We start from the raw sequence: 7,355 nt of genomic DNA, 5'->3' as shown, positions 1-7,355 counted from the left end.
GGGCGGGGCGGGTGGCATGGGGCGGGGCGGGTGGCATGGGGCGGACGCCCCGGCCGCACGCGGCGGCCCGGCGGGCTTGCCGCACCCCGCCGCGGCGGGCTATCCCCGGCCTGACCGAAGGAAAGGCCGGGCATGTCATCACGCGCCGACCCGCCCGCGCACCAGCGCGGCAGCAGCGAGCGGGCCGGCCTGCCGGGCCGGCTGTGGCGCGACTATCTGCGCCCCTACGCCCCGCGCATGGGCGTGGCGATGGTGCTGATGATCATCGAGGGCTCCACCCTCGCCGTCCTGTCGTGGATGCTGCGGCCCCTGTTCGACCGCGTGTTCGTCGGCGGCGACGGCAGCGCGATCTGGTGGGTCGGAGGGATCATCTTCGGCCTGTTCCTGATCCGCGCGACCACGCTCGTCATCACCCGCGCGCTGCTGACATCCGTCCAGCAGGGGGTCGCGGTGTCGATGCAGACCGACCTTCTGCACCACATCCTGACGCTCGACGGCAGCTTCTACCAGAAGAACCCGCCCGGCGCGCTGATCGAGCGCATCCAGGGCGACACCCAGGCGATCCAGGGGATCTGGACCACCTTCATCAGCGGCGCGGGGCGGGACGTGATCTCGCTCGTCAGCCTGTTCGGGGTGGCGATCGCGATCGACCCGTGGTGGACGCTGGCCGCGGTCGTGGGGGCGCCCCTGCTGATCGTGCCGACCTACTTCGTCCAGCGCTACATCCGCCGCCGCACCCGCGAGACGCGGATCGAGGCGTCGCGTCGCGCGACGAGGCTGGACGAGGTCCTGCACGGCATCGCCGCGATCCGCGTGAACGGGATGGAAAGCTACCAGTCCGGCCGTTTCCGGGCGATCGTCGAGGGGCTGCGCCGGCGCGAGACGAAGATGAGCGCCATGAAGGCGCTGATCCCCGCGCTGATCGACATCGTGACGGGGCTGGGCTTCGTGGGCGTCCTTGCGCTCGGCGGCGCGCAGGTCACGCGGGGCGAGCGCAGCGTGGGCGACTTCATGTCGTTCTTCACCGCGCTGTCGCTCGCGTTCCAGCCGCTGCGGCGTCTGGGTGGCCTCGCCGGGGGATGGCAGGCGGCGATGACGTCGCTGGAACGGATCTACGAGGTGTTCGACACGCGGGCCACCATCGCATCCGGCGCCCGGACCGCGCCGCCCGAAGGCACGACGATCCGGTTCGAGGACGTGCACCTGTCCTACGGCGAGCAGCCGGTCCTGCGCGGCCTGACCTTCACCGCCGAGGCCGGCCGGACCACCGCGCTGGTCGGGCCGTCGGGGGCGGGGAAGTCCACGGTCTTCAATCTCCTGACGCGGATGGTGGACCCGGACGGGGGCCGGGTCACGCTGGGCGGGGTTCCGGTCGCGGACTTCACCCTGCCGGTGCTGCGCGACCAGTTCTCGGTCGTGACGCAGGACAGCGCGCTGTTCGACGAGACGCTGCGCGAGAACATCGACCCCGGCCACCGCGCCGACCCCGAGGCGCTGCGCCGCGCCGTGCTGGCGGCCCATGTGGCGGACTTCACCGATGCCCTGCCCGGCGGCCTGGACACGCCGGCCGGCCCGCGCGGCTCGGCCCTGTCGGGCGGCCAGCGCCAGCGGATCGGCATTGCCCGCGCGATCCTGCGCGACCGGCCGGTGCTGCTTCTGGACGAGGCCACGAGCGCGCTTGACGCCGCCTCCGAGCGGCTGGTCCAGGCCGCGCTGCAGGAGCTGTCGGCGGGCCGCACCACGCTCATCATCGCGCACCGCCTCTCGACCATCCGCGCCGCCGACCTGATCGTGGTGATGGAGGCGGGCCGGGTTGTCGAACAGGGCACGCATGACCAGTTGATGGAACAGGGCGGCGCCTACGCGGCGCTGGTCCGGCTGCAATTCGGGGGCGATTGATGCGGAAGGTCCTGCGCGTGACCGGCGACGACCGGGTGGAGTTCCTGCAGGGGCTGGTGACGAACGACGTAAGCCGGGCCCCGGTCTGGGCCGCGCTGCTGACGGCGCAGGGGAAATATCTCGCGGATTTCTTCGTCGTGCCGGACGGCGACGCGCTGTTGGTCGACGTGGACGCGCGGCTGGGCGCCGACCTGCTGCGGCGGCTCGCGATGTACAAGCTGCGCGCGAAGGTGGCGATCGAGGAGACCGCGCTGCGGGTGTCCCGCGGCACCGGGACGGCGCCCGCGGGCGCGGTCGCCGATCCCCGGCACCCGGACATGGGCTGGCGGCTCTACGGCGCGACCGGGGGGGATGACGGGACCGACTGGGACGCCGTGCGCGTCGCGCACACGATCCCGGAAACCTTGGTCGAGCTGGTGCCGAACGAGACGTTCATCCTCGAGGCCGGGTTCGAGCGGCTGCACGGGGTCGATTTCCGCAAGGGCTGCTATGTCGGGCAGGAGGTGACGGCCCGGATGAAGCACAAGACCGAGCTGCGGAAGGGCCTCGTGACGGTGACGGTCGATGGCGCGGCGCCGGTCGGGACGCCGGTCCTGATGGAAGACGGGCGCGAGGCGGGGACGCTGTTCACGCAGTCGGGCGGGCGGGGGATCGCGCACCTGCGCTTCGACCGGATGGGAGAGCCGCTGACCGCCGGCGACGCGCGGATCAGCGCGGCGCGGTGACAATGCCGGGCGGGGTGGCCGATGCGGGCGCGCCCCGGTCTGCCTGCGCCGGTCCTGCCGGAGGAAACGGGTCAGGAGCTTGGTTCGGGGCGGTCCGTCCGGGCCGGCACTCCGGAGGGGTGCGTCCCGGTATGCTTCGGGCGGGCTGGGAAGTGGATCGCAAGGGCCAAGCGAAAGCCAGCCTTGGCGTCTTGCGGATGATTGTTGCGGGCGGTCCTGCTGAAGGAAACGGGCCACGAGCCCGGTTCCGGGCGGCCACTCGAAGCCAGCACTCCGGAGGAACGCGTCCGCACGGGTGGGCGCGAACGCACCCGCCTGGGGGCGGGCGGGCGCGTCCCGGTCTGCTTTCGGCAGACCGGGGGGTCAATCGAAGGACCGGGGCAAGAGCCCTGACCAGCGTCTTGCGCGTAGTCGTCGAGAACGGTCCTGCTGAAGGAAACGGGTCACGAACCCGTTTCCGGGCGGCCCCTTGGAGCCAGCACTCCGGAGGGACGCGCACGCCCGGGTGGGTGCGAACGCACCCGCCTGGGAGCGGGCGGGCGCGTCCCGGTCTGCTTTGGGCAGACCGGGGGGTTGATCGCAGGACCGGAGCAAGAGCCTTGCCCGGCGACCTGCGCGTAATCGGCAAGGTCGATCCTCGTGAAGGAAACGGGTCACGAAGCCGCTTTCTGGCGGCCCCTCCGAGCCAGCGCGTCGCAGGGACGCGCCCGCCTGCGGCCGAGACAACGCGTTCCGTCCCGCTACGTGCCAGCCAAAGGGTGGACCGCACGACCGCCCCCCGGCCCCGGCGCGCAAGATGACCGATCCGGCCGCCCCCGAACCCGGCGCCTCGCGCATCCGCCGCATCGTCCATGTCGACATGGACGCGTTTTACGCCAGCGTCGAGCAGCGGGACGACCCTGCGCTCCGCGGCCGCCCTGTCGCCGTCGGCGGATCGTCCCTGCGCGGGGTCGTCGCCGCCGCCAGCTACGAGGCGCGGCCCTTCGGCGTCCGCTCGGCCATGCCGTCCGTCCGCGCGGCGCGGCTCTGCCCCGACCTCGTCTTCGTCAAGCCGCGGTTCGAGGTCTACAAGGCCGTCAGCCGCCAGATCCGCGCCATCTTCGCCCGCTTCACCCCGCAGATCGAACCCTTGTCGCTGGACGAGGCCTATCTCGACCTGACCGACCATCTCCACGGCCGCACCGCCACCCGCATCGCGCAGGAGATCCGGGCCCTGATCCGGGCGGAAACCGGGCTCACCGCGTCGGCCGGGGTGAGCTACAACAAGTTCCTGGCCAAGCTCGCATCCGACCAGAGAAAGCCCGACGGCCTGTTCGTCATCCCGCCCGAGGCCGGGCCCGCCTTCGTCCTGACCCTGCCGATCGGGCGCTTCCACGGGATCGGGCCGGCGACCTCGGCCCGGATGGAACGGCACGGCATCCGCACCGGCGCGGACCTGCACCGCCAGAGCCTCGAGTTCCTCAGCGCGACCTTCGGCAAGTCCGGCAGCTACTACTACAACATCGCCCGCGGCATCGACCACCGCGAGGTCCGCCCCGACCGCGAGCGCAAGTCGGTGGGGGCCGAGAACACCTTCTTCACCGACATCCACGACCTGTCCGCCGCGGCCGAGGCGCTCGCGCCGCTGGCGGACAAGGTCTGGCGCCACGCCGAACCCAACGGGATCAGCGGCCGCACCGTGACGCTCAAGGCGAAATACGCGGACTTCCGTATCGTGACGCGCGCCCGCTCGCTGGCGCGCCCGGTCATGTCGCGGGACGAGCTGCTGGCGCTCGCGACCGGGATGCTGCCGCAGGTGCTGCCCGACCCGCGCCCGCACGGTGTCCCGCATGGCGCCCCGCAGGGCGTGCGGCTGCTGGGGATCACGCTGTCGGCGCTGTGCCCGCCCGAGCCGCCCGAGGTCGACGGCCAGCTGCCCCTGTTCGGCTGACCCTGTTCGGCTGACCCGTTCGGCTGACCTTGCGGGCGGCTGCGCGCGGATGCAGGGTGCGCGCGCGCCGAGGAAAGGGCACCCCCATGCAACGAAGCGATCGCCTGCTGGCCCTGGCCGTTCCGGTGCTGTGGGGGCTGAACTTCCCGGCGACGTTCTATGCGCTGCAGCACTACCCGCCCTTCCTGGCCGTCGCGCTCAGGTTCACGCTGCTGGCCATTCCCACGATCCTGCTGGTCCCGCGCCCGCAGGTCCGCGCCATCTGGCTGATCGGCACCGGCTTCGGGCTCGGCTTTCTGCAGTTCGGGTTCCTGTATGTGGGGATGGCCGCGGGGATGCCGCCGGGCCTCGCCTCGCTGGTCCTGCAGGCGCAGGCGCCGTTCACGATGCTGCTGGCGGCCCTGCTGCTGGGCGAACGGCTGACCGCGCGACGCGGGGCGGGGGTGGGGATCGCGGTGCTGGGGCTTGCCTTCATCGGCGCGCACCGGGCGCAGGCGGCAAGCTGGGTTCCGGTCGCGCTGACGCTGCTGGCGGCACTGGGCTGGGCGATCGGCAACCTCTGCTCGCGGCTGGCGCGGCCGCCGAAGCCGCTGCACCTCACGATGTGGATGTCGGTCGTGCCGCCGGTCCCGATGTTCCTTCTGTCCTTCGCCGTGGAAGGCCCGCTGATCGGCCCGGCGCTGTCCTCCGCCCTCACGCGCGAGGCGCTGCCGGCCAATCTCGGCCTTCTCTACATCGTCGTCTGCGCCTCGATCCTGGGCTACGGGATCTGGAACACGCTGATCGCCCGCCACTCGGCCAGCGCGGTTGCGCCGTGGTCGATGCTGGTGCCGGTCGTGGGCGTGCTGTCGTCCTGGGTCGCGTTCGGCGAGGCGCCGGCGGCGGTCGAACTGGCGGCGGGGCTGCTGGTCGTGGGCGGCGTGCTGATCGCCACGTTCGAGCCGCGGCGGCGGCGCGCCGCTGTTCCCGCCTGACGTCAGACCCCGCGCATGAGGCTGGGCACCTCGGCCGCAAGCTCGCGGGCCAGGAACCCCATCGGGCCCAGCCGTTCCGCCAGCCTGCGCCCCGCCTCGCCGTGCAGCCAGACGCCCCAGCAGGCGGCCTCCCACGCGGGCAGGCCGCGCGCGCAGAGCCCGGCGATGAGGCCCGTCAGCACGTCGCCCGAGCCGCCGGTGGCAAGGCCCACGCCGCCCCCGGCGTAAAGCGCGACCTCGCCGTCGGGCGCCGCGACCAGCGTCGTCGCGCCCTTCAGAACGATCACCGCCCGCAGCCGCCCGGCCCATTCGGCGGCAACCCCGGTCCGCCGGTCCTCGATCTCGTCGGCGTCCAGTCCGGTGAGAAGCGCCATCTCGCCCACGTGCGGCGTCAGGATCGCCCCGCCCGCGAGCGCCTCGACCGCGGCCAGCCGGGCCGCCGCCGCGCCCACGCAGGCCGCGTCGATCACCACCGGGCCGGCCTCTGCGGCAGGCAGCAACGCATCCATCATCGCCGTCGCCGCCGCAGGCGACGCCATCGCCGGGCCAAGCGCGAGACAGTCGCAGCCCGACAGCCTGTCGGCCACCCCCGCCGCGTCCGCGATCTCGCCATTCTCGGCCGGCAGGGCGAAGATGCCCGCCTCGGGGACGGCGATGCCGGTCGGGATGGCGAGCGGCTCGGGCAGCGCAACCTGCACCTTGCCTGCGCCCGCGCGGAACGCCGCCTCGGCCGTCAGGATCAGCCCGCCCGGAACCAGCAGCGACCCGCCCACCAGCATGACCCGCCCGCGACTGTTCTTGTCGGTGCGTTCGGGATGGACGGGCAGCGGGTGACGGCGCAGCCATGCCGCGTCCAGTGTCGCCTCGCCGCTCATCCGCGGTTGCCCACGATCGGGTCGGGCCTGGTGGTGACGGGCGTCTGTTCGTGTTCCATCGGCGCGGTCACGTTGTATCGCAAGAGCTTCATCTGTCCGTCCGTCCCTTCGGCACCCGGTTCGTGGCAGTATTCGGTGATCGAGCAGTTCGCCACGTCCTGCTGCGCGTCGATGGCCAGGATTTCCTGTTCGCTCAGCCCCTCGACGACGTAGCGCAGGCACAGGACGACCACCTGGTGCGCCACGATCATGACCCGGCAGCCGCTGTGGTGCAGGCTGATCGTGTCCATCATCGCGCGCAGGCGGAAGATGACGTCGCACCAGCTCTCTCCGCCCGGCGGGCGATGGTAGAACTTGCCCAGGCTGGCGCGCAGCTCGGCCTGCTGGGGAAACTCGGCCCGGATGCCGATGCCGGTGAGGCCGTCGAGGATCCCGAACTCCTTTTCGCGCAGGCGTTCGTCGATGTGGATGCGAGTGTCGGCGGGGCAGCCGCCCGCCTCGCGGAAGAGCCGCGCGGTTTCCTGCGCCCGCAGGTAGGGCGAGGCAATGACGACGTTCGGCCGCCCCTCCTCGTGCCCCTGCGCGAACCAGCGCCCGAGCGCGCCCGCCTGCTGCCTGCCGAGTTCGGACAGCGGCACGTCCACGTCGCGTCCCGTCAGGTCGATCCGGCCGAGCCCCTGCTGGTAGGCGAAGTCGCGCGCGACGTTGCCCGCGCTTTCCCCGTGGCGCACGACCCAGAGCGTGTCCGGCCAACCCTTCGGCATGAAAATCCCCTTCGCCACCGACCCTGCCCGCCGCAAGCTAGCGCCCTTACGCTGACAGTGTCCACACGGCAACGTGGCCCCGCCGGGCTTGACCTTTCCGGTTTCAACCCAAGGCTATCCTGCGACATCCTGCCGCGCCCGGCGTGCCAGAGCGCGCGAAAGGGCTTAACACGCGGAACCCCCGGGAA

6 protein-coding genes are annotated in these 7,355 nt (G+C 72.3%); 4 read left to right on the top strand and 2 right to left on the bottom strand.

Translation table 11 applies throughout. The features are described 5' to 3' along the window. The first annotated feature begins 132 nt into the window (after positions 1-132). From ELI80_RS02010 to ELI80_RS01995, 4 genes are all read left to right on the top strand, one after another. On the top strand, positions 133-1,899 hold the full coding sequence (locus tag ELI80_RS02010) for an ABC transporter ATP-binding protein (protein WP_136649312.1): 1,767 nt from the start codon (positions 133-135) through the stop codon (positions 1,897-1,899). Further along, entirely contained in the window at positions 1,899-2,624 is a 726-nt protein-coding gene (ygfZ, locus tag ELI80_RS02005) for a CAF17-like 4Fe-4S cluster assembly/insertion protein YgfZ (RefSeq protein WP_136649311.1), read from the top strand. The genes ELI80_RS02010 and ygfZ overlap by 1 nt, the downstream gene beginning before the upstream one ends. A 796-nt stretch (positions 2,625-3,420) precedes the next feature. Then, positions 3,421-4,554, top strand: a complete 1,134-nt coding sequence (dinB, locus tag ELI80_RS02000) for a DNA polymerase IV (protein ID WP_136649310.1) — start codon at positions 3,421-3,423, stop codon at positions 4,552-4,554. Positions 4,555-4,640: 86 nt separating this feature from the next. Continuing rightward, entirely contained in the window at positions 4,641-5,528 is an 888-nt protein-coding gene (locus ELI80_RS01995; RefSeq protein ID WP_136649309.1) for an EamA family transporter, read from the top strand. Positions 5,529-5,530: 2 nt separating this feature from the next. Here the strand turns inward: ELI80_RS01995 and ELI80_RS01990 are convergent, their stop codons facing one another. Then, complete coding sequence (locus ELI80_RS01990; RefSeq protein ID WP_136649308.1) at positions 5,531-6,403, bottom strand: NAD(P)H-hydrate dehydratase; 873 nt, start codon at positions 6,401-6,403, stop codon at positions 5,531-5,533. Beyond that, positions 6,400-7,167, bottom strand: coding sequence for a histidine phosphatase family protein (locus ELI80_RS01985; RefSeq protein WP_136649307.1), 768 nt, complete (start codon positions 7,165-7,167; stop codon positions 6,400-6,402). Before ELI80_RS01985 ends, ELI80_RS01990 begins: the two co-directional genes overlap by 4 nt. Between the last annotated feature and the right edge of the window lie 188 nt (positions 7,168-7,355).

Source organism: Paracoccus aeridis, assembly GCF_004923205.2.
Taxonomy (GTDB): domain Bacteria; phylum Pseudomonadota; class Alphaproteobacteria; order Rhodobacterales; family Rhodobacteraceae; genus Paracoccus; species Paracoccus aeridis.
This window is presented reverse-complemented; position numbering and strand designations above follow the sequence as displayed.